24 protein-coding genes are annotated in these 24,502 nt (G+C 68.4%); 10 read left to right on the top strand and 14 right to left on the bottom strand.

Features of this window, described 5'->3' with window-relative positions:
- Positions 1–70: 70 nt before the first annotated feature.
- Entirely contained in the window at positions 71–883 is an 813-nt protein-coding gene (locus E1J61_RS01430) for an IclR family transcriptional regulator (protein WP_133092412.1), read from the top strand.
- Positions 884–968: 85 nt separating this feature from the next.
- Here E1J61_RS01430 and kynA read toward each other — a convergent pair whose 3' ends face one another.
- The 3 genes from kynA to kynB are packed head-to-tail and all read right to left on the bottom strand — an operon-like array spanning position 969 to position 3,811.
- On the bottom strand, positions 969–1,853 hold the full coding sequence (kynA, locus tag E1J61_RS01425) for a tryptophan 2,3-dioxygenase (RefSeq protein ID WP_133092411.1): 885 nt from the start codon (positions 1,851–1,853) through the stop codon (positions 969–971).
- 14 nt (positions 1,854–1,867) lie between these two features.
- The gene (kynU, locus tag E1J61_RS01420; protein ID WP_133092410.1) at positions 1,868–3,124 is read right to left on the bottom strand and encodes a kynureninase; all 1,257 of its coding nucleotides are present in this window, start codon (positions 3,122–3,124) and stop codon (positions 1,868–1,870) included.
- A 36-nt stretch (positions 3,125–3,160) separates the two neighbouring features.
- On the bottom strand, positions 3,161–3,811 hold the full coding sequence (kynB, locus tag E1J61_RS01415; protein ID WP_133092409.1) for an arylformamidase: 651 nt from the start codon (positions 3,809–3,811) through the stop codon (positions 3,161–3,163).
- 147 nt (positions 3,812–3,958) lie between these two features.
- On the opposite strand from kynB, the gene E1J61_RS01410 reads away from it, so the two are divergent.
- Positions 3,959–4,444, top strand: a complete 486-nt coding sequence (locus E1J61_RS01410; protein ID WP_133092408.1) for an Lrp/AsnC family transcriptional regulator — start codon at positions 3,959–3,961, stop codon at positions 4,442–4,444.
- On the opposite strand, the gene E1J61_RS01405 is transcribed toward E1J61_RS01410, so the two are convergent.
- Positions 4,441–4,878: a MarR family winged helix-turn-helix transcriptional regulator gene (locus E1J61_RS01405; RefSeq protein WP_133092407.1), complete on the bottom strand. Its 438-nt coding sequence runs from the start codon at positions 4,876–4,878 to the stop codon at positions 4,441–4,443. The genes E1J61_RS01410 and E1J61_RS01405 overlap by 4 nt on opposite strands.
- A 17-nt stretch (positions 4,879–4,895) precedes the next feature.
- Positions 4,896–5,456 carry a flavin reductase family protein gene (locus E1J61_RS01400; RefSeq protein WP_133092406.1) on the bottom strand — a complete coding sequence of 187 codons (561 nt, stop codon included), beginning with the start codon at positions 5,454–5,456 and terminating at the stop codon, positions 4,896–4,898.
- Positions 5,457–5,610: 154 nt separating this feature from the next.
- On the opposite strand from E1J61_RS01400, the gene E1J61_RS01395 reads away from it, so the two are divergent.
- From E1J61_RS01395 to msrA, 5 genes are all read left to right on the top strand, one after another.
- The gene (locus tag E1J61_RS01395; protein ID WP_133092405.1) at positions 5,611–6,681 is read left to right on the top strand and encodes a peptidase M29; all 1,071 of its coding nucleotides are present in this window, start codon (positions 5,611–5,613) and stop codon (positions 6,679–6,681) included.
- The gene (locus E1J61_RS01390) at positions 6,678–7,496 is read left to right on the top strand and encodes an alpha/beta fold hydrolase (protein ID WP_133092404.1); all 819 of its coding nucleotides are present in this window, start codon (positions 6,678–6,680) and stop codon (positions 7,494–7,496) included. Before E1J61_RS01395 ends, E1J61_RS01390 begins: the two co-directional genes overlap by 4 nt.
- A gap of 80 nt (positions 7,497–7,576) precedes the next feature.
- On the top strand, positions 7,577–8,830 hold the full coding sequence (locus E1J61_RS01385) for an acyl-CoA dehydrogenase family protein (protein ID WP_133092403.1): 1,254 nt from the start codon (positions 7,577–7,579) through the stop codon (positions 8,828–8,830).
- Positions 8,827–10,392 (top strand): class I adenylate-forming enzyme family protein, encoded by a 1,566-nt coding sequence (locus tag E1J61_RS01380; RefSeq protein ID WP_133092402.1) that lies wholly within the window; start codon positions 8,827–8,829, stop codon positions 10,390–10,392. Before E1J61_RS01385 ends, E1J61_RS01380 begins: the two co-directional genes overlap by 4 nt.
- Before the next feature lie 109 nt (positions 10,393–10,501).
- Positions 10,502–11,044, top strand: coding sequence for a peptide-methionine (S)-S-oxide reductase MsrA (msrA, locus tag E1J61_RS01375; protein WP_133092401.1), 543 nt, complete (start codon positions 10,502–10,504; stop codon positions 11,042–11,044).
- A 7-nt stretch (positions 11,045–11,051) separates the two neighbouring features.
- Here the strand turns inward: msrA and E1J61_RS01370 are convergent, their stop codons facing one another.
- From E1J61_RS01370 to E1J61_RS01350, 5 genes are all read right to left on the bottom strand, one after another.
- Positions 11,052–12,086, bottom strand: coding sequence for a DUF72 domain-containing protein (locus E1J61_RS01370; RefSeq protein WP_133092400.1), 1,035 nt, complete (start codon positions 12,084–12,086; stop codon positions 11,052–11,054).
- 27 nt (positions 12,087–12,113) lie between these two features.
- Positions 12,114–13,355, bottom strand: coding sequence for a cyclopropane-fatty-acyl-phospholipid synthase family protein (locus tag E1J61_RS01365; RefSeq protein ID WP_133092399.1), 1,242 nt, complete (start codon positions 13,353–13,355; stop codon positions 12,114–12,116).
- 212 nt (positions 13,356–13,567) lie between these two features.
- Entirely contained in the window at positions 13,568–14,206 is a 639-nt protein-coding gene (gene pdxH / locus E1J61_RS01360; protein WP_133092398.1) for a pyridoxamine 5'-phosphate oxidase, read from the bottom strand.
- A gap of 157 nt (positions 14,207–14,363) precedes the next feature.
- Positions 14,364–15,554 (bottom strand): MFS transporter, encoded by a 1,191-nt coding sequence (locus E1J61_RS01355; RefSeq protein WP_133092397.1) that lies wholly within the window; start codon positions 15,552–15,554, stop codon positions 14,364–14,366.
- A gap of 337 nt (positions 15,555–15,891) precedes the next feature.
- Entirely contained in the window at positions 15,892–18,249 is a 2,358-nt protein-coding gene (locus tag E1J61_RS01350; protein WP_133092396.1) for an AsmA family protein, read from the bottom strand.
- 236 nt (positions 18,250–18,485) lie between these two features.
- Here E1J61_RS01350 and tcdA point away from each other — a divergent pair, with 236 nt between their 5' ends.
- The gene (tcdA, locus tag E1J61_RS01345; RefSeq protein WP_243736723.1) at positions 18,486–19,391 is read left to right on the top strand and encodes a tRNA cyclic N6-threonylcarbamoyladenosine(37) synthase TcdA; all 906 of its coding nucleotides are present in this window, start codon (positions 18,486–18,488) and stop codon (positions 19,389–19,391) included.
- A 30-nt stretch (positions 19,392–19,421) separates the two neighbouring features.
- Here the strand turns inward: tcdA and E1J61_RS01340 are convergent, their stop codons facing one another.
- Positions 19,422–20,000 carry an ATP-binding protein gene (locus tag E1J61_RS01340; RefSeq protein WP_133092395.1) on the bottom strand — a complete coding sequence of 193 codons (579 nt, stop codon included), beginning with the start codon at positions 19,998–20,000 and terminating at the stop codon, positions 19,422–19,424.
- Positions 20,001–20,136: 136 nt separating this feature from the next.
- Between E1J61_RS01340 and E1J61_RS01335 the strand changes: the two genes are divergently transcribed.
- A complete protein-coding gene (locus tag E1J61_RS01335) occupies positions 20,137–20,577 on the top strand; it encodes a bacteriohemerythrin (RefSeq protein WP_133092394.1) in 441 nt (146 codons plus the stop codon).
- A 26-nt stretch (positions 20,578–20,603) separates the two neighbouring features.
- Here the strand turns inward: E1J61_RS01335 and E1J61_RS01330 are convergent, their stop codons facing one another.
- Positions 20,604–20,981 (bottom strand): cupin domain-containing protein, encoded by a 378-nt coding sequence (locus E1J61_RS01330; RefSeq protein WP_133092393.1) that lies wholly within the window; start codon positions 20,979–20,981, stop codon positions 20,604–20,606.
- A 16-nt stretch (positions 20,982–20,997) separates the two neighbouring features.
- Positions 20,998–21,843 carry a thioredoxin gene (trxA, locus tag E1J61_RS01325; protein ID WP_133092392.1) on the bottom strand — a complete coding sequence of 282 codons (846 nt, stop codon included), beginning with the start codon at positions 21,841–21,843 and terminating at the stop codon, positions 20,998–21,000.
- A 199-nt stretch (positions 21,844–22,042) separates the two neighbouring features.
- Between trxA and E1J61_RS01320 the strand changes: the two genes are divergently transcribed.
- Positions 22,043–23,758 carry a long-chain fatty acid--CoA ligase gene (locus E1J61_RS01320; protein WP_133092391.1) on the top strand — a complete coding sequence of 572 codons (1,716 nt, stop codon included), beginning with the start codon at positions 22,043–22,045 and terminating at the stop codon, positions 23,756–23,758.
- 65 nt (positions 23,759–23,823) lie between these two features.
- On the opposite strand, the gene E1J61_RS01315 is transcribed toward E1J61_RS01320, so the two are convergent.
- Positions 23,824–24,502: ankyrin repeat domain-containing protein (locus tag E1J61_RS01315; protein ID WP_207951164.1), on the bottom strand; the 679-nt coding region annotated here is incomplete at its 5' end.

The following is a 24,502-nucleotide window of genomic DNA, read 5'->3' as shown; positions in this document are numbered from 1 at the left end:
CAGGCAAAACCCCAAGCCACTAATGCCTTGTGCGATGAGCGGACAACCGCCGAACAGAGAGGAGCACATCTTGAACAGTCCGTCACTTTCGAACGACGCACCGACGCCGGACACGCCGGTGCGTGAGAGCGATCCCAATTTCGTCACCGCGTTGGCCCGCGGGCTGGAGCTGCTGCGCTGCTTCCGTACTGGCGAAGCGATGCTTGGCAACCAGGATTTCGTACGCCGCACCGGGTTTCCCAAGGCCACGGTCAGCCGCCTGGCCGGCACCCTGGTGCAGTTGGGTTACCTGCGCTATGACGACAGCCTGGGCAAGTACGCGCTCGATGCCGGGGTGCTGGCGCTGGGGTACGCGTACTTGTCGGCATCAGACGTGGTGGCGCTGGCGCGGCCGCATATGCTGGCGTTCGCGCAGTCGTATGGCGTGTCGGTGTCGCTTGGAAAGCGCGAGCGGATGGAGGTGATTTACCTCGAATCGATCCGCAATGACGCTGGCGTGATGCTGGGGTTGGGGGTAGGGTCGCGGCTGTCGCTGGTGTCCAGTTCGATGGGACGGGCGTACCTGGCGGCGCTGCCGGCGGCGCGGCGGGATCGGGTGCTGGCTGAATTCAGCCAGGCGTTTCCGGAGCAGTGGAAGCAGCAGGAAGGGCCGACGCGGGTGGCGCTGGCCGATGCGCAGCAGCGGGGGTACGCGTCCTCATTCCGGGATTGGCACCCGGCCATTCATGCTTGCGCGGTGGCGTTCCGGCCCGTCGGGGAGAAGGATCTGCATATGCTGAGTTGCAGTGCTTCTTATGGGGCGGTGGAGGAGGAGGTTTTCCACCGGACGCTGGCGCCGGCGCTGGTGGCGCTGGCTGGCAGGTTGTCGGATGGGGCTAGTTAGCTCCCGCCTGGTGTATCTGGCTTGCCCGCCTGGCATCTGGTAGATGCCAGGCGCAGCCGCCAATGCCGGAATGTGGCAGCAGGAATCAAAGATCCGTCCTCAGTTTCCAGAGCTCCGGGAACAACACCACATCCAGCATCTTCCGCAGATAGCTGACCCCCTCGGTGCCACCGGTGCCACGCTTGAACCCGATCACGCGTTCGACCGTGGTCACATGGCGGAAGCGCCATTGGCGGAACGAATCCTCGAGGTCGACGAACTTCTCGCCAAGTTCGTATAGCTCCCAATGCGCGGAGGGATTGCGATAAACCTCCAGCCAGGCCGCCTCGACCGAAGCGTTGTAGCCAGCGGGCTGCGTCCAGTCGCGCTCGACGCATTCCGCATCGATCGCAAACCCGCGCCGCGCCATCAGGCGGATGGCTTCGTCATAAAGAGAGGGCGTCTTCAACGCGGCCTCAACCAGCGCCAGATGCTCGGCCCGATGCGCATGCGGCTTCAGCATGGCCGCATTCTTGTTGCCGAGGATGAATTCGATTTCCCGATACTGGTACGACTGGAATCCGGAGGACATCCCCAGGTAAGGCCGCATCGCCGAATACTCCGGCGGCGTCATCGTCGCCAGCACGTTCCAAGCCTGCACCAGCTGGTCCATGATCCGCGACACGCGCGTCAGCATCTTGAATGCCGGCGGCAGGCTGTCGGCCTTGACCGATTCCCGCGCCGCGCGCAGCTCATGCAGCATCAGCTTCATCCACAGCTCGGTGGTCTGGTGCTGCACGATAAACAGCATTTCGTTGTGGTCCGGCGACAGCGGGTGCTGCGCGCTCAGGATCTGGTCCAGGCCCAGATAATCGCCATAGCTCATGTCCTTGGCGAAATCCATCTGCGCGCCATGCCAGCCGTCGCGCTGCGATGCCGTTTGCGATGCACTCGCCGCGCCCGAGAACGGGCATCCCTTGATTTCACTCATGATGTAACTCCCGATCAGGTCACCTGGCCGCGCACCTGGAAGCGCGCATCGCGATACGTGCCGCTATCCAGCACATCGCGCAGGATTTCCACTGCATCCCAGACTTCGGTGAAGCTGGTGTACAGCGGCGTAAAGCCGAAGCGGGCGATGCGCGGCTCGCGGTAGTCGCCGATGACGCCGCGCTCGATGAGCGCCTGGACCACGGCATAGCCTTCCGGATGTTCCCAGCTCACCTGGCTGCCCCGGCGCGCATGCTCGCGCGGCGTGACCAGCGTCAGCGGATGCTGGCCGCAGCGTGCTTCCACGAGCTCGATAAAGAGATCGGTCAGGAGCAGCGACTTGGCGCGCAGCACTTGCATGCTGGTCTGGGCATAGATGTCCAGCCCGCACTCGACCATCGCCAGGGACGTGACCGGCTGCGTGCCGCACAGGAAGCGGCGCACGCCGTCCACCGGGCGATATTGCGGTTCCATCGCGAACGGCGCGGCATGGCCCCACCAGCCCGACAGCGGCTGCCAGAACGCATCGCGCAGCGCCGGCGCGACCCACACGAACGCGGGCGAGCCCGGGCCGCCGTTCAGGTACTTGTAGGTGCAGCCGATGGCGTAGTCGGCGCCGGACGCCTTCAGGTTGACCGGCACGGCGCCGGCGGAGTGGCACAGGTCCCAGACGGTCAGCGCGCCGCGGGCATGCGCCAGTTCGGTCAGCGCGGCCATGTCGAGCATCTCGCCGCTCTTGTAGTTGACGTGCGTCAGCATCAGTACCGCGGTGTCGGCGCCGACGGCGGCGTCGATCTCGGCCGGCGAGTCGACCAGGCGCAGCGAGTAGCCCTGCTGCAGCAGGTCGGCCAGGCCCTGGGCGATATAGAGGTCGGTCGGGAAGTTGCTGGATTCCGAGACGATCACCTTGCGCGCCGGATCGCGCGTCTGCTGCACGCGCAGCGCGGCGGCCAGCACCTTGAACAGGTTGATCGAGGTAGTGTCGGTGACCACCACTTCGTTCTCGCCGGCGCCGACCAGCGGGGCGAGCTTGTTGCCCAGCCGCTGCGGCAGTTCGAACCAGCCGGCGGTGTTCCAGCTGCGGATCAGGCCATCGCCCCATTCCTCGGCCACCACCTGGGCGGCGCGCGCGGCGGCGGCGCGCGGGCGGGCACCGAGCGAGTTGCCGTCGAGGTAGATCACGCCCTCGGGCAGGGCGAACTGGTCGCGCAAGGGGCGCAGCGGGTCTTGCTGGTCGAGCCGTAGACAGTGCTCGCGGTCAATGGTCGTCATGTCTTGATGGTGGGTATGCGTGAAGTTTTGATGTGTTCAATCCAGGCTGCGCAGCACGGCGCGCACCGGGCTGGCATCGAGCCCGGCAAAGCGCAGCGGCAGCGCGATCAGTTCGTAGTCGCCTTCGTCGACGTCATCCAGCACGATGCCTTCCAGGATTGCCAGTCCATGCCGGCGCACGGCGTTGTGCGCGTCCATGGTCTTGGATTCCTGCGGGTCGAGCGAAGGCGTGTCGATGCCGACCAGCTGCACGCCATGCGATGCGAGCAGCGCGATGGTCTCGGCGGCGACAGCGCAGAAAGCGGGGTCCCATTGCGCCAGTGGCGCCTGCCGGTAGGTGCGCAGCAGCACGCGCGGCGGCAGGTCCCGCAGCGCGTGCTCGACATGGCGCGGTTCCACCACCGGCGCTGCGCCGATGCAGTGGATCACCCGGCAGGTGCCGAGGTACGGCGTCAGCGGCACGTCGCCGATCGGCGCGCCATCGGCCGCATAGTGCAGCGGCGCGTCGGCGTGGGCCCCGGTGTGTGGCGACAGCGTGATGCGGCCGACATTCACCGGGCAGTGTTCGTCCATCTGCCACGCGGGCGCTTGCTGGAACGGTGTGTCGCCGGGCCACACCGGGGTGGCCGGGGACAGCGGCGGGCTGATGTCCCACAGCCGGCGTGGGTCTTGTCTGGGGGCGGTCATGAAATGGGGCGGCGATGCCGTCTTTGTCTGCCTCGATGTCGGCATATTAGACAAATTCCCCGGGAAGAGGCTTGCGAAATGAGCGGTCCGGCACGTAATCTTTCGCATAAAATTCGAATATCTACATATTCATCGCAGGAAATTCGAATGACCCTCGATCCCATCGATCTGCGCATTCTCGCGTGCCTGCAGGAGAACGGCCGCATCAGCAACCAGGACCTGGCCGACCGGGTGGCGCTGTCGCCTTCGGCATGCCTGCGCCGCGTACGGTTGCTGGAAGAGTCAGGAGTGATCGGCGGCTACCGCGCCTGGTTCGATGCCGAGCAGCTCGGGCTGGAGCTGGAGGCCATCGTGCAGGTGTCGATGCGCCATGACGTGGAGGGCTGGCACGACACCTTTATCGCCGCGGTCCAGTCCTGGCCCGAAGTGCTGTCGGCGTACATCATCACCGGCGACAGCAACTACATCCTGCGCGTGCAGGCGCGCAACCTGAAGCACTACTCGGATTTCATCGTGAACCGGCTGTACCGCACCAAGGGCGTGATGGATATCCGCTCGAACATCGTGCTGCAGCGGATCAAGACCGACAGCTCGCCGCTGGCGATCCTGAAGGCGGCAGGGGAAGACGCCTAGCGCTGCGTGTGCAGCGCGATCAGCTGGCGCAGCGTTTCCTTGAGCTGCGCCCCTTGCTCGGGGCCGAAATCGTTCAGCACCGCGTGCTCATGCTGGGCGGCGCGTTCCAGCAGCGGCCTGGCCAGCGCCAGCCCGCGCGGCGTGATCGAGATCAGCGCATGGCGGCGGTCGGTGGTGCCGGCGGTGCGCTTGACCAGCCCCTCGGCGGCCATGCGGTCGACCAGCTTGGTCAGCGTGGGCTGCTTGGTCAGCGTGATTTCGGCCAGCGCGCCGATGGTGCAGTCGGCGCGGTCGGCCAGCGTCGCCAGCACGCGCCATTCCGGCACAGACAGGCCGCGGGCTTCGACCTCGCGGTGGAATTCGCCGGAAATCAGATGGCTGGCGCGGGCCAGCAGGTAGGCCAGGTAGCCGTCGACGAAAGGCTGGTCCGCCATGATGGAGCCGCAGGCGCTCAGGGTTCGAGCGGACTGGTGGTGGAGAACTGGCCGCCCTGGAACACCAGCGGGCCATCGGGGCCTTCGAGCACGCCGCAGCGCTCGACCTCGCCGACGAAGATCACATGGTCGCCCTCGTCGTAGCGGCTGCGGTTATGGCATTCGAACCACGCCAGCGCATTGGCCAGGATCGGCAGGCCGGTGGCCGACAGCCGGTAGTCGACGCCCGCGAAACGGTCGCCCTTCAGCGTGGCGAAGCGCTGGCACAAGTCCAGTTGCGACGCTGACAGCACATTGATGATGTAGTGGGTGCCGTCGCGGAACATCGGCAGGCTGTTGGCGCGCGTGGCCATGCTCCACAGCACCAGCGGCGGATCCAGCGACACCGAGTTGAACGAACTGGCGGTGATGCCGATGAACGGCGGCGCGCCGGCCGCGACCGATTCGGCGCTGGCGCGGGTGGTGATCACCGTCACGCCGGTCGCGAACTGCGACAGCGTGCGGCGGAAATGCTGCGCATCGAAGTCCGGTGCGGCGGCGACGTTGGCGATCCGTGGCTGGGCCTCAGGCATGCCCATTGGGGCTCCACTGGAGTTCATGAAATTTCATATATATTATTCGCGCCAGGGACTTCAACCAAGTCCGCCGACACGCCGCCCTGCAGCGGGTGCCGGCCAGGATACAAAAAACAGCGCGGCGCATGCCGCCAAGAAAACACGCAGGAGACAAGACATGCTCATCGAGCAGATCGAACACCGCTGGCTGGCGGCATTCCGGCGCACCCTGGAACTCTGTGCCCTGCAGGGCGCGGAAGTTGTTGGAATTGTAACGGAGTCGCAATCCCGCCCTGTCAACGTGGCCTTGGCCGAGCTCGCGGTGCAGTCGCTGGGCGCCACGCCCGTCCGGATCCAGGTGCCGACACCGGCGCTCAGTGCGCCGGCGCCGGTACGCTCGACCGGCGCCAGCGATGCCCTGCAACACCTCGCCCCGGTCGTGGCCGCACTGTCCCGCTGCCACCTGGTGCTCGACTGCACCGTCGAAGGCCTGTTGCATGCCCCCGAGTTGCCGCTGATCCTGCGCGGCGCCGACGGCGTGGTGCCGCGCATGCTGATGGTCAGCAACGAACATCCCGAGATCCTGGAGCGCTGCCAGCCTGCCCCGGCGCTGGAAGGCACGGTGCGCGCCGCGATGAAGCGCCTGCGCGGCGCGAAAGAAATGCGCGTGCATTCGGCCGCCGGCACCGAGCTGCGCATCGGCCTGGCCGACGCTCGCGTGGGCGGCGTCTGGGGCTTTTGCAACAAGCCGGGGCAGGTCTCGCACTGGCCGGGCGGCCTGTGCCTGGCGTTTCCGGCCAGCCGCCAGGTCAACGGCACGCTGGTGCTGGCGCCGGGCGATGTCAACCTGACCTTCAAGACCTACCTGCGCGACGCCGTGGTCTGCCATATCGAGGACGACTACATCGCCGCCGTCGAAGGGCAGGGCGTCGACGCCGACATGATGCGCGGCTATTACCAGGCATGGGCCGACCGCGAAGGCACGCGTGACGCGTACGCGGTCTCGCACGTCGGCTGGGGCCTGAACCGGATGGCGCGCTGGGATGCGCTGGCCTTCTACGACAAGCGCGACTGTAACGGCACCGAACTGCGCGCGTTCGGCGGCAACTTCCTGTTCTCCACGGGCGCCAACGAGGTGGCGGGCCGCCATACGCTGGGCCATTTCGACCTGCCGCTGCGCAACTGCACGGTCTCGCTCGACGGCCGCAATGAGGTGGAGGCAGGCCAGCTCGTGGAGATGCAGGCATGAGCGCGCCCACCCTCCATAAACATCCCAACGGCATCGCCACGCTGGAGTGGGGCGTCGGCCCGGTGGCGGTGGTGATGCTGCATGGCATCGGCGGCGGCAAGGCCGCGTGGCCGGCACAAGGCGAGGCGCTGGCGCAGGCGGGCTACCGCGCGCTGGCGTGGGACATGCCCGGCTATGGCGACAGCGCCATGATTGACCCCTACGATTTCGACGGCCTGGCCCGCGCGCTGGCGCCGCTGCTGCAGAGCGAGCGCGATGCCGGCCGGCGCGTGGTGCTGCTCGGCCACAGCATGGGCGGCATGGTGGCGCAGCAGGCGTATGCCGCCACGCCGGCGCTGGTCGACGGCATGGTGCTGTCCGGCACCTCGCCCGCATTCGGCAAGGGCGACGGGCCGTGGCAGCGCGAGTTCATCGCCGCGCGCACCGCGCCGCTGGACGCCGGCAAGAGCATGGCCGAGATGGCGGCGGGGCTGGTGCGCACGATGGTGGCGCCGGACGCCGACGCGCCCGCGGTGGCCTTCGCCACGAGCGTGATGGCCGCCGTGCCCGCGCCCGCCTACCGCGCCGCGCTGGGCGCGCTGGTGCGCTTCAACCAGCGCGACGCGCTGCCGCACATCGCCGTGCCGGTGCTGGCGCTGGCCGGCCAGCACGACACCAATGCCTCGCCCGAGGTGATGCAGCGCATGGCGCAGCGCATCCCCGGTGCCGAGTACCTCTGCCTGCCCGATGTCGGCCACCTGGCCTGCATGGAGCGGCCGGCGGCCTTCAACGCGCCCGTACTCGCTTTCCTCCAGCGGCATTTCCCGGTGCGCTGAAACGCGCGCCGGTCCCGAAGTCCCTGAAAACCAGATCAACGGCGCAGGTCCATATCGGCCCGCGCCAAGGAGACCGCGACATGCCTTCCGGCCAGCTCGACTTCATTCCTGCCGTTGGTACGGCGGATTTCACCCCGCGCCAGGCGCGCCTGCTGGCGCTGGCCAACCGCCTGGGCCGCGAACGCTTTGCCGCGCGCGCTGCCACCTGGGACCGCGAGGCCAGCTTTCCGTTCGCCAACTACGACGACCTGCGCGAGGCCGGCCTGCTGGCGCTGTGCGTGCCGGAAGCCTTCGGCGGCGAGGGCGCGGACTTTGCCACCTATTGCATGGTGGGCGCCGAGATCGGCCGCTTCTGCGGCGCCACGGCGCTGACGTACAACATGCATATCTGCTCGACCATGTGGACCGGCACGCTGTCCGATGGCATCGAGATGACGCCCGGACAGCGCGCCGAGCACGAGGCCCGCCGCGCGCTGCATTTCGCACGCGTGGTGCGCGACGGCGCGGTCTACGCGCAGCCGTTCTCCGAAGGCTCGGCGGCGGCCGCCGGCAAGGCGCCGTTCGGCACCACCGCGCGCAAGGTCGAAGGCGGCTGGGTGCTGAATGGCCGCAAGATCTTCGCCTCGCTGTCGGGCGCGGCCGACTACTACGGCATTCTCTGCACCGAGGACCGCGGCGACCAGCATCCCGACATGCGCGATACCCTCTATATCGCCGTGCCGGGCAAGGCCGACGGCCTCACCGTCACCGGCGAATGGGATCCGATGGGCATGCGCGGCACGGTCTCGCGCACGCTGCTGCTCAAGGACGTGTTCGTGCCAGACCAGGAGCAGCTGATGCCGCGCGGAGTCTACTACCGCGCCGCGCAGACCTGGCCGGCCATGTTCTTCACGCTGTCGCCGACCTACCTCGGCGTGGCGCAGGCCGCCTACGACTTCACCGTGCAGTACCTGCGTGGCGAGGTGCCGGGCCAGCCGCCGGTCAAGCGCCGCATGTACCCGACCAAGCAGATCGCGGTGGCGCAGATGCGCATCCAGCTGGAGAGCATGCGCTCGATCTTCTGGCGCGTGATCCATGAAGCGAAGCCGAACCCTTCCAAGGACGAGCGCCTGCGCCTCTACGCCGCGCACTACACCGTGATGGAAGGCGCCAACGATATCGCACGGCTGGCGATCCGAACCTGCGGCGGGCAGTCGATGCTCAAGGACCTGCCGCTGGAGCGCCTGTACCGCGATTCGCGCTGCGGCGCGCTGATGCTGCCCTGGACCGCCGAACTGATCCTGGACCGCATGGGCCGCGAAACGCTGTACGAATCCGGCGAGCGCGACGAATGAGCGGCGCCCGCCCTGGCCCTGGCCCCTCCCGTCCCGGTGCCGCCGGACTCGGCGCGCTGCCGGCCATGCTGTGGGCGCATGCCGAGGCGGCGCCGCAGCGGCCCGCACTGCATTACCTCGGCCGCACCTTCAGCTACGGCGAGCTGTGGCGCCGCGTGGAGCGCGCCAGCGCCCACCTGGCGGCGACATGGGCCATCCGCCCCGGCGACCGGGTCGGCACGCTGTGCCTGAACCATGAATTGCAGCTGGTGCTGCTGTTCGCCTGCGCGCGGGTCGGGGCGATGTTCGTGCCGCTGAACTACCGGCTCGCCGCGGCCGAGCTGCATGCCATCGCCGGCCATGCGCAGCTGGCGCTGCTGTTCCACGATGACGCGCATGCCGCGCTGGCGCCGGAGGCCGGCGCCAGCCAGTGCCGGCTGGCGCATCTGGAACGCATCATCGATCACCCGGCGCCGGCCGTCGCCAGCTTCCCGCACGTTGCCGGCGACGCGCCGCTGCTGCTGGCCTACACCTCGGGCACTACCGGCAAGCCCAAGGGCGCGGTGCATACGCAGGCCGGGCTGCTGGCCAATGCGCGCGCCAGCTGGTGGGCGCACGGCATGACGCCGGACGATCACGTGCTGTCGGTGCTGCCGACCTTCCATGTCGGCGGCCTGTGCATCCAGACGCTGCCGGCGCTGCTGGCCGGTGCGCAGGTGACGCTGCATGACCGTTTCGCGCCCGGCGCGTGGCTGGCGTCGGTCGCGCAAGCGCGCCCGAGCCTTGCGCTGATGGTGCCGGCCACGCTGCGCGCGGTGCTGGAGCATCCCGGCTGGGACCGCGCCGACCTGTCGCCGCTGCGCGGCGTGATGGCCGGCTCCTCGACCATCCCCCGGTCGTATATCGACGCGTTCCACGCGCGCGGCGTGCCGCTCGGCCAGGTCTATGGCGCGACCGAGACCGGACCGGTGTCGGTGGTGCTGAAGCTGGAAGACGCGATGGCGCGACCCGGCTATGCCGGCTGGCCGGTGCCGGAGGTGACGGTGCGGCTGGCTGGCGCGGATGGTCCCTGCGGCGCCGAGGTAGCGCAGGGCGAAGTCGGCGAATTGTGGGTGCGCGGCGCCAACGTCATGGCCGGATATTGGAACCAGCCCGCCGATGGCCTGCCCGGCGGCTGGTTCCGCTCCGGCGACCTGGCCCACCGCGATGCCGACGGCTGCATCGAGGTGGTCGGCCGCAGCAAGGACATGATCATTTCCGGCGGCGAGAACATCTATCCGGCCGAGATCGAGAATGTGCTGCTCGGCCTGCCCGGCGTGCAGGAGTGCGCAGTGGTGGGGGTGGCCGACGCGCGCTGGGGCGAGGTGCCGGTGGCGGTGATCGTGCCGGCGCCGGGCGCCGACCGCGCGCCGCTGGCCCCGGCGCCGGTGCGCGAGGCGCTGGCCGCCCGTATCGCCCGCTTCAAGCTGCCGCGCGAGGTGGTGCTGCTAGACGACCTGCCGCGCAGCGCGCTGGGCAAGGTGATGAAGCCCCAGCTGCGGGCGCTGCTGGAATCGCAACGCCAAGGCGACCACGCCGGCTGACACGGCAGTCCAGCCGCATGGCCGATGCGCGCACGCCCGTCTGCGCTTATGCTTGAGGTCCGTGAAACCGGACAACCATAGACATAGACCAGCCAAGGGAGCGGCGCACATGGAACAACGATTTGATACGGCCACGCTGGGGGGCGGGTGCTTCTGGTGCCTGGAGGCGGTCTACCAGCAGGTCAAGGGGGTAGTCGCGGTGGAGTCGGGCTATACCGGCGGCCATGTGGATCATCCGACCTACCAGCAGGTGTGCGAGGGCGATACCGGCCACGCCGAAGTGGTGCGCGTCACTTTCGACCCGTCCGTGATCACTTTCCGCGAGATCGTCGAGATCTTCTTTGCCATCCACGACCCGACCACGCCGGACCGGCAGGGCAACGACGTCGGGCCGCAATACCGCTCGGTCATTTTCACGCACTCGGAAGCGCAGCGCGCCGTCGCCGAGTACGTAATGCGCGAACTGGCCACGGCCAAGGTCTTCGATGCCCCGATCGTCACCCAGGTCGAGCCCGAGCAGCCGTACTGGCGCGCGGAAGAGGGCCACCAGAACTACTTCCAGGACCACCCGAGCCAGGGCTACTGCGCCTTCGTGATCTCGCCCAAGCTGGCCAAGTTCCGCAAGCAGTTCGCCGCCAAGCTGCGGGTGTAGCGGACGCTTACAGCCGTGCGGCGATGGCCTCGGCCAGCCGCACGATGCTCAGCGGCGCGCAGCCTTCGGCATTGTTGCTGACGATGACGATGGCGGGCTGGCCGGCGCGCAGGGTGCCCGCCACGACGTCGGCGATGGCATCGCGCGTGCCGGGATCGTCGTCGACGATGCGGTCGAAGGGCGCGTACAGCTTCTCGGCATACGCGTAGGGCCTGCCCGCATGCAGCATCCAGCGCAGCAGCAGCGGCCCGGGGCCGGCTTCATCCATCAAGGCCTGCGCTGCGGCCTGGCGCGGCACCGCCGGCAGGCGGTCGCGCGCCGACAGGCAGAAGCGCGCGCCGTGGCGGCGCAGCAGCTTGATATAGCGCGGCGTCAGCAGCGCCGGGTCGCGCAGCTCGACGGCATAGCAGGCATGCGGCGTGATGGACGGGTCCAGCGGCGGCAGCGTGCCCAGGAACGCGTCGAGCCGCTCAAGGAATACGCCGCTGTCCGCCAGGCTGCCCATCGGCGACAGCTGGAACAGCAGCGGCCCGCATTTGCCGCCGAGGCCGGCGCTCGCCGGGGCGATGAAGTCGCGCACCGCGATCTCCGCGTCCAGGAACGCCGCGTTGGCGAGCCGGCCGGCGCCGTCCGAGCCGCGCAGCCAGGCGTCGCAGACGCTGGCTGGCGCCTTGACCACGAAGCGGAAGCCGTCCGGCACTTGCGCCGCGTAGGAAAGGTAGTCGGCCAGCGGGATCGGCCCGTAGAAGCCGCGATCGATCCCCGCCGCGCGCAGCAGCGGATGGCGCGAGTACGCGGCCAGTCCCTTGCGCGACAGCATGCTGTCGCCGTACTCGCCGTCGTAGACCAGCTGGTTCCAGCCGGAGTATGCCCACGACGAGGTGCCGAAGTAAAGGCTGGCGGGCAGGCGCGCCGACAGCGCGCGCAGTGCCTCGTCCATCGGCGCGGGTTGCACGCCCTGGGCACGGACGGACTTTGCGGGAGGGGCGGGAGCTTGTTGCGGGGCGGGCACGGGCAGCCCGCCAAAGAGGTCTTCAGTCAATCGCTTCGGTTTCGGGTTCGGTATCGTTCAGTCGTTGCGCCCGATGGGCTGCTCATAAATATAGCGGCGCGACCAAGGCACCGTGCCCGACGACATCCCGGCCTTGTGGCAGACCACCTGGTAGATCGACATCTTGTCGGTCTCGAAGGCATGCGAGCAGCCGGCCAGGTACACGCGCCAGATGCGGTACTTCTTCTCGCCGACCATATCGCGGATGGTTTCGCCCTTCGCCTCGAAATTATCGGCCCAGTGGCGCAAAGTCTGCGCGTAGTGGCGGCGCAGCAGTTCCACGTCGATCGCCTCCAGGCCGCCTTGCTCCAGCGTCTTCAGCACCAGCCCGATGTGCGGCAGTTCTCCTTGCGGGAACACGTAGCGGTCCATGAACTCGGCGCCGTCCATCGGCGTCTGGCCGTTGTCGGGATCGGGCGAGGTGATGCCGTGGTTCATCGCGTAGCCGTCATCGGCCAGCAGTTCGCGCATGCGGCGGAAATATCCAGGCAGGTTGTCCTTGCCCACGTGCTCGAACATGCCGACGCTGGTGATTCGGTCGAAGGTGCCGGTGGTGTCGCGGTAATCCTGCAGCCGGATCTCGATGCGGTCGGACAGTCCTGCCGCCCTGACGCGCTCGGCGGCCAGGTCAAACTGGTTCTGCGACAGCGTGATGCCCACGCAGCGCGCCCCGTACTTCTGCGCGGCGCGCAGCACCAGCGCACCCCAGCCGCAGCCGATGTCCAGCAGCGTCTGCCCGGGCTGCAGCCGGATCTTGGTCAGGATATGGTCGATCTTCTTCAGCTGCGCGGTGGCCAGGTCCTCGTCGCCGTTCTCGAAATAGGCGCACGAATACACCATGTTGGGATCGAGCCAGAGCTTGTAGAAGTCGTTGGAAACGTCGTAGTGGTACTGGATCGATTCCCGGTCTTTCTGCCTGGTGTGCGAGAAATGCTGCGCCACCCTGGCCAGCGCGCCGCCGGCGCGCCGCGTGGCGGCCGCCGACAGGCCGTAGCCGACCTTGATGATGTCGGCCAGCCGGCCGTCAAAGTCGATCTTGCCCTGCACGTAGGCCTCGCCCAGGTTGTCCAGGCTTGGCGTCAGCAGCAGCGGCAGTGCCGCGGCCTCGCGCACGGTCAGCGTGACCTGCGGCTTGTCGAAATGGCCCAGGGCATATTCGGTGCCATTCCACAGGCGCAAGCAGACCGGCAGGTTGGCATTGTCACGCAGGTCGGCGATCCAGTTGTCGAGTTGCTTTTCCAGGGCTTGCTTGAAAAACATGCGCTTTACCTCCCGATGGTTGCGGCACGCGCTCGACCGGTCCTCCGGACAAGGCAGGTACTGCCCCGAGCCTTGACCCGAGTCCGTCGCGAGCGCTTGCGTAAAAATCACCAAGCGACGCCAGTCCCACTTTAGTCGAATTCCGCGGGCAGTGCAGCGCACCCTCGGGAAGCCCCCGGGAAAGACCCGTCCGGACCTCCGTGGCCAGCGCGTCAGGGCGAAAGGCGCACGATCTGCCAGGCACCGCCCGGCTGGACGCGATAGGCGATGCGGTCATGCAGGCGCGAAGGGCGCCCCTGCCAGAATTCCATCGCGGTCGGCACCAGCCTGTAGCCGCCCCAGTGCGGCGGGCGCGGCGGGTTGTCGCCGAACTTGCTGCGGTATTCCAGCTCGCGCTGCTCCAGCACGTCGCGGCCGGGCACTTCGCGGCTTTGTTCGGAAGCCCACGCGCCCACGCGCGAGCCGAGGGGGCGCGAGGCGAAATAGGCGTCGCTCTCGTCGTCGGCAACTTTTTCGACGATGCCTTCCACGCGCACCTGGCGCTCCAGCTGTACCCAGTGGAACAGCAGCGCGGCGCGCGGGTTTGCCGCCAGGTCCAGCCCCTTGCGGCTCTCGTAGTTGGTGAAGAAGGTGAAGCCGCGGTCGTCGATGCCCTTGAGCAGCACGATGCGCGCGGAAGGCTGGCCATCGGCGCCGACAGTGGCCAGCGTCATGGCATTGGGTTCGGGCAGCTTGGCCGTGACCGCCTCGTCGAACCAGCGCTTGAACTGGCTCATCGGGTCGGGGGCCACGTCGGTTTCGGACAGCGAGCCCAGGACATAGGTACGGCGGAGGTCGGCGAGTTGAGTCATGTCACAATCATCGGAGAATCGGTCGGGATGCGCGGCGGGCCCGGGGGCGAGGGCGCAGGTCCGGCTGATTCGAGTATAGCGAATGCTTCGCGGGCCGCATTTGCGCGCCGGCAAGGCGTGCGGGCGGCGTCACAGCGGACAGGGCGCGCGCCGGGGCTCAAGCCGGCGGCAGCGCCCGGCGTCCCTGGCGCCGCGAGTAGTAACCGGCCGCGCCCATGGCTCCGGCCATCGACAGGAAGATTGGCAGCATGCCAAGCGCCGTGCCGACCACGCCGAAGGTCAGCGGCCACACCACCTGGCTGGTATTGAGCACCGCGGAGCGCAGGCCCAGCGCCTCGCCCGCGCGTCCGTGCGGCGACACCGTGTGCAGGATGTTCATGACATTGGGCTGCGCGCTGCCCAGCGCCAGCCCGAGCACGAAGGCCAGCCCGCACATCAGCCAGAAATGCGTGACGAAGGGGTAGGCCAGGTAGGCCAGGGCGCCCACCAGCAGCGCGGTGCGGATGATCTTCCACTCCGACAGGCGGCGCGACACCACCGGCATCGCCACGCGGATAATCAGCGTGGCAATGGCGAAGGCGCCCAGCACCCAGCCGATCGACGACGGCGACAGCCCGATGCGCGAGCCCTGGATCGGGATCAGGAAGGCATGCAGGTCCCAGGCCGCCGACAGCACCGCGCTGGCGACAAAGACGGCGCGCAGCTCGGGATACTGCAGCAGGTCCAGCGTGGAGCGGCGGCTGCCGTCCTCGATGGCGATGCGGCCGGCATTGCCGCCCTGCGCCGGCAGCCGCGGGCGCACCCACTGCAGGCCGGCCTGGCCGACCAGCGCCACCCCGACCAGCACGGCAAAAGCGGGGCGGAATCCGGCATGCTCGATGACGTAGCCCATCGCCACCGGCCCCAGCGTGCCCGACACCGACAGCCCGAGCGCGTGCCAGGTGTAATTGCGCAGCCGCGTCTCGTTGGTCGAGACCTGGCCGATCAGCAGCTGCATTGCCACCTGGACCAGCATGAAGCCCACGCCGATCAGCGCGCACGACAGGTACAGCGCATCCAGTTCATGCCACAGCGCCGGCAGCAGCGTGCCGGCCACCACCATCAGCGAGCCGGCGGTCATCGGCTTGCGCGGACCGATCTCGTCGATGCGCTTGCCGGCGCGGATCGCGAGCAGCATCGGCAGCAGCGCATACAGCGACATCAGCACGCCGAGCGTGACTGTGGAAGCCTTGAGGGAAATCGCGAACAGCGACACCACCACGCGGCTGGCGTTGAATGCCACGTGGTTGCACACCGTCAGCGCGATCAGCCAGGTGATCGGCGGGACGGCGGTGTGCGGCAGCGACATGGGGGCGGGCGAGTGGCGTCGTGGGGCCGCGCTCGTGGGCGGCCGGCGGCCGTGCCGAGGCGGACAACAAAAAACGAAAACAACCGGAAACAAAGGGCGGCCGCAGCCGCGCCTTCCGAAGAATGCGAACGGGCGAACCCGCCTCGCATCCGATGCTTGCCATGCTTAAACTTCTTGTAAATGGCCGTTTAATTATGCGCCGCATGTGGGCGAGTTACAACGGCAATCTGCGACGGGATGTCGCAGCCGGCGGAAGTGTTGCTGTTTCGCTTCAGACAACTGCAGACATGTCGCCACGCGGCGACATTCCCGGCAAGGCGCCGGGGTGTCCATTGGCTCAGCCGCCCTTGTATAGCGCCGCGTCGTTGTCCGGGCGCAATGGCTTGCGCGCTTCGCGCTCTGGCGGGGGCGACGGGTGTGCAGGGCGGCCGGCCTGCGCCTCGGCCTGTGCGGCGGTGCCGGGCGTTTCCGGCGGGATCGGCTTGCCTGCGGTCATGCCCGCGGTACCGCCGGCCTTTGGATCCTTATAGGTCTTGCCGGGAGGCGGCGCGAGCGGGCGCTTGCGCAGGTCGGCCAGCAGTGTGGCGCACTTGCTGCTGTCGCCGCCGGGCGACAGGTCCACCAGCGGCAGTACCGCGGTGGCGACCGGCGCCACCAGGGCGAGCGACAGCGCCCCGCCGGCGCGCAGCGCCAGCACGCCGATGTCGGGGCTGACGGTCGGCTTCTTCATGGTTCCGCCCACGTACAGCGGCGAGCGCAGGGAAAAGATGCGCAGGCCCTTGGAGTCCGGATGGATCGTCAGCGCCAGCCGCTCGCTGCGCAGGTCGATGCCGCCGGTGGTCACGATGACGGCATCGTCGGTATCGAGCACGAAGGTGCGCGCGCGTGCGATGCCATTGGTAAAGGCAAAGTCACTGACGCCGCAGTTGATCTGCACCGGCCGGTCGCCGAACAGCTTGTTGATCACCAGGCTGCCCACGTTCAGGCCGATCGCTTCCAGGATGAACTTGCTGACGGTGCCGTTCTCTACCAGCAGCTTGGCCTCGCCGTTGGATGTTCCCAGCAGTGTCCCGACCGAATTGCCGGTGGCGGACAGCCTGGCGCTGCCATTGAGTTCGCCGATGCTGGCGCGCATCAGGTCGATGGTGGGAAACAGCTGCTTGAGCTTCATGTGGCGCGCGGTCATGTCGACCATCGCGCCCATTGGCTCGCGCTTGCCGTCCAGGCGCACGTTCGACACGAGGTTGCCGCCGGCCACGCCGAAGTTGAGCGGATCGAGCAGCAGCACGCCATCCTGCAGCTTCAGGTGAGTGACCAGGTTGGTGATGGGCAGGTCCGCGTCGCGGATGATGCGCTTGCCAGTGAAGTGCACGTCGGCATCGATCTTGTCCCAGCGCTCGGTACGGAACGGCGCCACCGGCAGGGCCTTGTCGGGCGGCTGCCGCACCGGGCTGTCCTTGGCCGGTTGCCCGGGCTTGGCGTCGGCGCCGATCAGCGGCGCCAGGTCGACGAAGCGCAGCTGGTTCGACTGCAGGGTGCCGGCCAGCAGCGGGCGCGGCTCGCGCTTGGTGAAGGTCAGCGTGCCGGACAGGTCGCTGCCGCCGACACGGCCGGTGAACTTCTGGTACTCGTAGATCGAGCCTTCCTTGCGCAGCGTGGCCATCAGCCGGCCGCGCGTTTCATAGGGTGGGGTCGACGGCAGCACCACGCCGGTGAGCGCATATAGCTTGGCCATGCTGTCGCCGGCCAGCGTCAGGTGGACGTCGACCGCGGCCAGGTGGGCGGGATTGGTCACGGTGCCTTCGATGAGCGCGCGCGTGGTGCCCACGCGCACATCGGCCAGGAACGGGAACGGCACATCGGTATTGCGCAGGCTCAGCACGGTGCCTGCCTTGCCGCTGGCATTGATGGTGGCATCGTTGTAGCGGCCGGTGGCTTTCCAGCGCAAGCCGTAGCGGTCGTTGCCGGCGGTGGCCGAGGCGGGCGGACCCGATGCAGACGGCGCCGAGGCGGACGGCGGGGACGTTGCCGACGGCGCGGATGCCGCCGCACCGCTGGCGGGCGGCCCGGGCGGCACGGCGGAAGCCTGCGGCCCGACCAGCGCGCCGTCGCGCGCCTTGTCATAGAGCGGGTTGTCGCCGATGGTGTCGAGCTGGGCCTGCAACTCGATCTTCTTGAACTGGTCGGCCAGCGCCAGGTTGCCGCGCGCCAGCACTACTTCGCCAATATCCAGCTCCCATTTTGACGGGCCTTTCTTGGGGCCGAACTCGAGCGTCCAGTTGTTGCGCGAATCGGCCAGCCGCTCCAGCCAGACCGCGGGGCTGTCGACGACGATGGTGGGCACGGCGATCTGGTGCGCCAGCAGCGGGATCGGGCGCAGTACGAAGATCAGTTCGCGCACGGTGGCGAGGTGGGGCTGGCTGGCCCAGTCGGTATTGGCGATGGTGATGTCTCGAGCCGACAACCGCGGCCACGGCACCAGCGTATGCCAGCCGGTCTCGCCCTCGCCGCGGCGCCAGGTCACGGTAAGGTCGCCGTTGATGGCAAAGGGACGGCCGATGGCCTCGGAAACCTTGTCGTTGAGCCAGGGTTTGACGCGGTTCCAGTCGAAGGTCAGGAACAGGATGACCAGCAGCGCGATCAGCGCGATCGGTGTCAGCACACTCCACAGGACGACCTTGCGGCGCACGGGCATGAGGGGGGCTCCTCTATGGCGGGGCAGGTCCGCTGGTACCGGCCGGCCCGAAAGGCCTGGTGGGGGCTTGCCGGGCCTTGCGTGGGGCGGCGAACGGACCACTGCAGGTCTATTGTATAGTTGCGCGCTTCCCGTCTTTGTCGGGGATTGGCTGACATCGCCGCCGGATAATGCCGGTTTTTTCTGCCGGCGCGGCCCCGGCCGCGGCCGCCTGGTCCCCACTCCGAGCCCTCAGCATGAACGATGCCGCACACCCCTTGCCTGGCGAGCTTCCCGGAGACCTCCCCGGTCATCTGCCTGGCCTGCCCGAGCCGCTGACCCACGAAAGCCCGGCCGACGACGACTACCACCGCCGCTTCGGCGGCGTCGCGCGGCTGTATGGCGCTGCCGGGCTGGCACGGCTTGAGGCGGCCCATGTGTGCGTGGTCGGCATCGGCGGCGTGGGCAGCTGGGCCGCCGAGGCGCTGGCGCGCAACGCGGTCGGCCGCATCACGCTGATCGACCTCGACCATATCGCGCTGTCCAACACCAACCGGCAGGTCCACGCGCTGGGCGATGCCTACGGGCGCGCCAAGGTCGAGGCCATGGCCGAGCGCATCGTCGCCATCAATCCGCGCTGCCGGGTGACGCAGGTCGACGACTTCGTCACCACCGACAACGTGCCCGCGCTGCTCGGCGCCGGCTATGACTACGTGATCGACGCCATCGACGCCGTGCGCGTCAAGACTGAAATGCTCGGCTGGGCGCGGCGCCAGGGCGTGCCGGTGATCACCTGCGGCGGTGCCGGCGGCCAGCTCGATCCCACGCGCGTGCGCATCGACGACCTGGCGCGCACGATCCAGGACCCGCTGCTGTCCAAGGTGCGCGCGGGGCTGCGCAAGCAGTGGGGTTTCACGCGCGACCCCAAGAAGAAGTTCGGCATTGCCGCGGTCTATTCCGACGAGCCGCTGCAGTATCCGGAGCCTGAGCAGCAGGCCTGCGAGATCGACGAGGCGCCGCCGCACGATGGGCACGCCGGCCATCCGGTTGCGAGCGGGCCGCAGGGGCTGGCCTGCGCGGGCTTCGGCTCCTCGGTGGCGGTGACGGCCGTGTTCGGCTTCGTGGCGGCGTCGGCGGCGATCGGCGCGATCGTGCGCGGCTAAGGCCGCACAGCGTCAGCCGCCGCACAACGTTCAGGCGCTCAACGCGCGCAGCAGGCCGTCGACCTCGGCCTCGCCCGGCGCCAGGTTGTCGAAGAAGATCAGTTCGGGATATTCGTCCGCGGTGGGCATGAAGCGCCGCGTGCGGTACGCGTCCCAGTGCTCCAGCTTGTAGGCATCGTTAGGGTTGCCGCGCCGGATGATGCGCGCGTGCGCTTCGTCTTCCGGCAGGTGCACCCAGACGATGCGGACGGTGGTTCCTTGCGGCACCTGCAGCCATTCCGGATCGTTCAGCAGGTGGGCGCGAATCTCGCGCGACAGCGGGCCGATCACCAGTACGCTGATGCCCAGCGCCAGGTTTTCCCGCGCGGTATCGAGCAGGCCCTGGTATTCGGGGTCGCGCAGGTTGTCGAGGTAGGCCGGGCTGTCGCGGTCGTTGGGGTCGCCGGTGATCGCGGCCATGGCAGCGGCGCTGTAGCGGCCGTACAGCGTGTCCTTGTCGAGCAGGCAGAAGGGCTCGCCGGTGGCCTGCATCAGCGGGCCGATCAGGCGGTGGGCAAGGCTGGTCTTGCCGGTGCCGGCATGGCCGCAGAAGAAGATCAGTCGTGGCATGTGCGATAAAGGTGGCGGGCGGGGCGCATACCCCACAGCATACCCGCCCGGCTTGCGCAAGATCAGATGCGGGCCGCGGCGATTCGGTATCCTTGCCGTTTCCCACACGATTTCCCCACGATTGCCGCCGCTCCCCATGGACGCCAAAGACCAGCTTTCCTCCGCCGGCCTGCCCGAAGACCTCCATCTCGGCGAACCGGTCACCGATGCCACCCACGCCGAGTTCGTGCAATTGCTGGCCGCGGTGGCCAGTGCCGACGATGCCGGCTTCCTGGCCGCGATGGACGAGTGGATCGACCATACGCGCCACCATTTCGCGCAGGAAGAACAGTGGATGGAGGCGATGGGTTTCGGCCCGCGCCATTGCCACGCGGGCGAGCACAAGCAGGTGCTGGCCGTGGCCGTCGCCGTGCGCGACAAGGTCCGGACCGACGGCGAATTCGGGCTGGGCCGCCGGCTGGTGTCCGAGCTGTCAGGCTGGTTCGACCATCACGTCAAGTCGATGGACACGATGATGGTCGAGCATATGCGCGAGAACGGCTTCACGCTGGTGGAAGGGCCGGCTGAGGCGGCCTGAATCCCCCGAAGCCGGCCGAAGCCAGGTCAGGCAGGCCGCGCCGCGTCGCGGTCGATCACCACGAAATACTTGCGCACCGGCTCCAGCACCTGGAACAGGCCGGTGAAGCCCGCCGGGATCACACAGGCGTCGCCCGGGCCGAACTCGCTGGCCTGGCCGGACTCGTCGCTGATGCGGATGCGGCCGCTGATCACATGGAAGAACTCTTCCTTGCCCGCCGGGAAGGCGATGCGCCACGCGCCGGGCTCGCAGGCCCAGATACCGCAATCGAAATCGCCGTGTTCGGCGCTGTAGTGCGTCCAGGTGGTGCGGTCGGGGTTGCCCGACACCAGGCGGTCGGGCCGCGGGCGGTCGTGGGTCGGGGCGGGTTCGGTCCTGAAATCGATCAGCCGGGGCGTGGACATGGCGCTTGGCTCCCGCTCAGTTCAGCGACGTGCTCAGCTGGCGGCGCCAGCGCGACACCACTTCGGGCCGGTCGGCCAGCATCTCGAATACCGACAGCATGGTCTTGCGGCCGATATCGTCCTCGAAGCCGCGGTCGGTGCGCACGATCGCCAGCAGCTGCTCCAGCGCCGGCTCGTATTGCTGGCGCGCGATCATCAGCCGCGCCAGGTCCAGCCGGGCCGCCAGGTCGCGCGGATCGGCGGCGATGCGGCCGGTGAGGGTGGCCTCATCGGGCAGGCCGGCGGCGTTTTCCATGGCTTCGATGCGCGTGCGCAGGGCGCCGTAGCCATCTTCATGCTCGGCGCGCGGCGAGAGCGCCGCGAATTCCGCCCTGGCCCGGTCGACGGCGTTGCCGTCCAGCAGGAAGCCAATATAGGCCAGCCGCGGGGCGTCGGATTCCGGGTCCGCGGCAATCGCGTCGGCGAACAGGGTCTCGGCGCCGTCGCGGTTGCCGGCGGCGGCCAGTTCCTGCGCCTCGGCCAGCGGCGACCTGGCCTGGCCCGGCGCCAGCCGGCCCAGGAACTCGCGCAGCCCCGATTCCGGCAGCACGCCGGTGAACTGGTCCACGGCCTGGCCGTCGGCGATCGCCACCACATGGGGGATGCTGCGCACGCCGAAATGCGCGGCCAGCTCCTGGTTCTCGTCGACATTGACCTTGACCAGTTTCCAGCTGCCTTCGGCTTCTGCCTCCAGCCGTTCCAGCATCGGGCCCAGCGTGCGGCAGGGGCCGCACCAGGGCGCCCAGAAATCGACCAGCACCGGCGCCTGGTGCGAGGCGTCGATCACTTCGGTCTCGAAATTCTGCAGGTTGACGTCGCTCATGAACAATCCTGGAAAGAGGCGGAGATCCCTCTATTGTGAGGGCGAAGGCGCCAAATACAACGGCTGCCCGTTGTGTTCGGCCGTAGCCGCTCGCCGGCGTCCGGGAAAGTCACCGGTTGAAAATAGAACGATCGTTCAGTTATAGTCCTTGACCATACCGACAGACCCGGTCCGAAGACCGACGCACAGGAGACGTTTCATGCAGAACCCAGCTCGCCCGCATTTCCAGTTCTGGCCAAGGCGCCTGCCGACCGCCATCGTGCTGCCCGAGACGTCGCTCTGGTACAACCTGGAAGTGTCCGCGCTGCGCTATGCCGACAAGGCGGCGATCCGCTATTTCGGCAACGCCATCACCTTCCGCGAACTGGAAGCGCAGGCCACCGCGCTGGCCGGATGGCTGCAGCAGAAGGCGGGCGTGAAGAAGGGCGAGCGGGTGCTGCTGTACATGCAGAACTGCCCGCAGTTCATCATCAGCTACTACGCGATCCTGCGCGCCGACGCGGTGGTGGTGCCGGTCAACCCGATGAACCGGGCCGAGGAGTTCAAGCATTACGTTACCGATGCGCAGGCGCGCGTGGCGATCTGCACGGCCGACCTGGCCGCAGGCGTGGACCAGGCCGTGGCGGAACTGGCGCCGGCCGAGCGCCTGCAGCACCTGCTGGTGACGCAGTACGCCGACGCGCTGCCGCCCACGCACGAGCACCCCGAAGACGCGCCGCCCGCGTGGCTGACCACGCCGCACCCGCTGCCCGCCGGCGCGACCGCATGGGCCGAGGCGCTGGCCGCAGGCCTGCAGCCGGGGCCGCATACCGCCGGGCCCGACGACATGGCGGTGATGCCGTACACCTCCGGCACCACCGGCTTTCCCAAGGGCTGCATCCATACGCACCGCTCGGTCATGCACAACATTGTCGGCGGCGCGACCTGGTCGGGTTCGGGCGCCGAGTCGGTGATCCTGTCGGTGCTGCCGCTGTTCCACGTCACCGGCATGCAGTACGGCATGAACGGCCCGATCTACAGCGGCGCCACCGTGGTGATGCTGCCGCGCTGGGACCGCGAGGTGGCCGGCCGCCTGATCTCGCGCTACCAGGTCACGCACTGGACCAATATCCCGACCATGGTGATCGACTTCCTGGCCAGCCCCAACCTGGCGCAGTTCGACCTGTCGAGCCTGCGCTATATCGGCGGCGGCGGCGCGGCCATGCCGCAGGCCGTGGCCGAGCGCCTGCGCGAGCAGTTCGGGCTGCACTACCTGGAAGGCTACGGCCTGTCCGAGACCATGGCGCCGACGCACAGCAACCCGTCGGACCGGCCCAAGCTGCAGTGCCTGGGCGTGCCGACCTTCAACACCGACGCCCGCGTGATCGACCCGGTCACGCTCAGGGAACTGCCGCCCAACGAGATCGGCGAGATCATCGTCAGCGGCCCGCAGGTGTTCAAGGGCTACTGGGGCAAGGAAGACGCCACGCGCGAGTCCTTCATCGAGTTCGAGGGCAAGACCTTCTTCCGCACCGGCGACCTCGGGCGCATGGACGAGGAGGGCTACTACTTCATCACCGACCGCCTCAAGCGCATGATCAACGCGTCGGGCTTCAAGGTATGGCCGGCCGAGGTGGAGAACCTGCTGTACAAGCATCCCGACGTGCAGGAGGCCTGCATCATCGGCACCCGCGACCCGTACCGCGGCGAGACCGTCAAGGCGGTGGTGGTGCTGCGCGCCCATGCCAAGGGCAAGACCACGCCGGACGAGATCATCGATTGGGCCAAGGAGAACATGGCCGCGTACAAGTATCCGCGGGTGGTGGAGTTCGTGGACGCGCTGCCCAAGTCGGGGACCGGCAAGGTGATGTGGCGGCAACTGCAGGAGAGCGAGAACGCGCGAGCCGTGGCAGAGCAGAAGCCCGCGGCGGCCTGATCTGCGCCGCCAGCCTATGCCCGGGGGCGGGTTCCCATTGCTGGCGAACCGCCCCGGGGCGAGGCTCAATGCCCCCGCACTCGCATCAGCATCTTCACCATCGTCTTGTATCCCCGCTCGCGGGCATGGCGGGTCGGCGTCACGCCTTCGCGGTCGGCCAGGTTGGCATCGGCGCCGGCATCCAGCAGCAGCTGCACCGTTTCCTCGTAGCGCGTGCTGCCATCGCCCAGCACCACCGCTTCAAGCAGAGCCGTCCAGCCCAGGTTGTTGACGTGGTCGACGGCAATGCCCGCTTTCAGCAGCAGCTTGACCACTTCCACATGGCCCTGCTGGCTCGCGCCGATCAGCGCGGTGCCGTCGTAGCGGTCGGTGCTGGCCAGGTCCGCGCCATGCGCCAGCGCCAGCCGGACGATCTCGGCCTGGCCACTGGTGGCGGCCAGCAGGAACGGGCTGTTGGCGTCGGCGTCCTTGTGGTTCACGTCCGCGCCGGCCAGCATCAGCATCCGCGCGACTTCGACGTGGCGGCTCTGCACGGCGGCCAGCAGCGCGCTGCGCCCGCGTTCGTCGGCTGCGCGCGCGGTGGCGCCCGCGGCCAGCAGGCGCGCCACCATGTCCTGGTCGCCGATGCTGGCGGCGGTGATCAAATTGCGGTCGAGTGCGCTCAGGCCGTCGCTGCGCAGCGGTGCGCGCGCCGTGCCGCGCGGCTGCGCGGCGCCGGGCTGGCTGGCGCCGCCGGCCCCGGGC

Origin of the sequence: Cupriavidus sp. L7L (genome assembly GCF_004353535.1) — a bacterium.
Taxonomy (GTDB): Bacteria; Pseudomonadota; Gammaproteobacteria; order Burkholderiales; family Burkholderiaceae; genus Cupriavidus; species Cupriavidus oxalaticus_A.
This window is presented reverse-complemented; position numbering and strand designations above follow the sequence as displayed.

Bases quoted from the DNA above. Each gene is read 5' to 3' on its own strand.
- kynA (WP_133092411.1), bottom strand. From the start codon at position 1,853: ATGAGTGAAATCAAGGGATGCCCGTTCTCGGGCGCGGCGAGTGCATCG.
- kynU (WP_133092410.1), bottom strand. From the start codon at position 3,124: ATGACGACCATTGACCGCGAGCACTGTCTACGGCTCGACCAGCAAGAC.
- kynB (WP_133092409.1), bottom strand. From the start codon at position 3,811: ATGACCGCCCCCAGACAAGACCCACGCCGGCTGTGGGACATCAGCCCG.
- E1J61_RS01410 (WP_133092408.1), top strand. From the start codon at position 3,959: ATGACCCTCGATCCCATCGATCTGCGCATTCTCGCGTGCCTGCAGGAG.
- E1J61_RS01405 (WP_133092407.1), bottom strand. From the start codon at position 4,878: ATGGCGGACCAGCCTTTCGTCGACGGCTACCTGGCCTACCTGCTGGCC.
- E1J61_RS01400 (WP_133092406.1), bottom strand. From the start codon at position 5,456: ATGGGCATGCCTGAGGCCCAGCCACGGATCGCCAACGTCGCCGCCGCA.
- E1J61_RS01395 (WP_133092405.1), top strand. From the start codon at position 5,611: ATGCTCATCGAGCAGATCGAACACCGCTGGCTGGCGGCATTCCGGCGC.
- E1J61_RS01390 (WP_133092404.1), top strand. From the start codon at position 6,678: ATGAGCGCGCCCACCCTCCATAAACATCCCAACGGCATCGCCACGCTG.
- E1J61_RS01385 (WP_133092403.1), top strand. From the start codon at position 7,577: ATGCCTTCCGGCCAGCTCGACTTCATTCCTGCCGTTGGTACGGCGGAT.
- E1J61_RS01380 (WP_133092402.1), top strand. From the start codon at position 8,827: ATGAGCGGCGCCCGCCCTGGCCCTGGCCCCTCCCGTCCCGGTGCCGCC.
- msrA (WP_133092401.1), top strand. From the start codon at position 10,502: ATGGAACAACGATTTGATACGGCCACGCTGGGGGGCGGGTGCTTCTGG.
- E1J61_RS01365 (WP_133092399.1), bottom strand. From the start codon at position 13,355: ATGTTTTTCAAGCAAGCCCTGGAAAAGCAACTCGACAACTGGATCGCC.
- pdxH (WP_133092398.1), bottom strand. From the start codon at position 14,206: ATGACTCAACTCGCCGACCTCCGCCGTACCTATGTCCTGGGCTCGCTG.
- E1J61_RS01355 (WP_133092397.1), bottom strand. From the start codon at position 15,554: ATGTCGCTGCCGCACACCGCCGTCCCGCCGATCACCTGGCTGATCGCG.
- E1J61_RS01350 (WP_133092396.1), bottom strand. From the start codon at position 18,249: ATGCCCGTGCGCCGCAAGGTCGTCCTGTGGAGTGTGCTGACACCGATC.
- tcdA (WP_243736723.1), top strand. From the start codon at position 18,486: ATGAACGATGCCGCACACCCCTTGCCTGGCGAGCTTCCCGGAGACCTC.
- E1J61_RS01340 (WP_133092395.1), bottom strand. From the start codon at position 20,000: ATGCCACGACTGATCTTCTTCTGCGGCCATGCCGGCACCGGCAAGACC.
- E1J61_RS01335 (WP_133092394.1), top strand. From the start codon at position 20,137: ATGGACGCCAAAGACCAGCTTTCCTCCGCCGGCCTGCCCGAAGACCTC.
- E1J61_RS01330 (WP_133092393.1), bottom strand. From the start codon at position 20,981: ATGTCCACGCCCCGGCTGATCGATTTCAGGACCGAACCCGCCCCGACC.
- trxA (WP_133092392.1), bottom strand. From the start codon at position 21,843: ATGAGCGACGTCAACCTGCAGAATTTCGAGACCGAAGTGATCGACGCC.
- E1J61_RS01320 (WP_133092391.1), top strand. From the start codon at position 22,043: ATGCAGAACCCAGCTCGCCCGCATTTCCAGTTCTGGCCAAGGCGCCTG.